This is a genomic window from Atopobacter sp. AH10 (assembly GCF_003664595.1).
In the GTDB taxonomy this organism is placed as follows: Bacteria; Bacillota; Bacilli; order Lactobacillales; family Aerococcaceae; genus Atopobacter.
The window spans coordinates 1-420 of record NZ_QXPZ01000058.1 but is presented as its reverse complement, the minus strand read 5'-3'; the positions used below and the strand labels follow the sequence as shown (position 1 = coordinate 420).

At 33.8% G+C, this 420-nt stretch carries 1 pseudogene; it reads left to right on the top strand.

The features are described from left to right. Nucleotides 1-90: 90 nt before the first annotated feature. Nucleotides 91-201: pseudogene (locus D3H64_RS10615) on the top strand (hypothetical protein); the annotation flags it as partial. Nucleotides 202-420: the final 219 nt, after the last annotated feature.

The following is a 420-nucleotide window of genomic DNA, read 5'->3' as shown; positions in this document are numbered from 1 at the left end:
CTACAAGGTTTAAGACCATTACAAAAGACAAGTTCGGGCATCAATTAATTTTATTGGGGATATGCTCCTTTCAACGAAACTAAATGCTCTTCTTGTGGTGGAGAGAATATGATTGAACATGTCACAAGTATCGCTACCATACGTCTTTTAGAAACAAATGGCTATAAAACGGCACTACGTGCACCTAAACAAGGAAATTAAGGAGATAAGAAAGGCTATAGACCGATTAAACGTTATTGGAAATTACTGATCAAAAATCGTTTCGAACTAAAGCAAAGCGAATATTAAAATTATCCATTATTTGAAGGCTTATTCAATCAATCTCAAGTCCTTCACCAACTATTTATCTATTCTGACACCTTAAAGAAGGCTTATGATATTTATCAAGAAGGTCTCTTCATTTTCAAACGATTGTCAAAA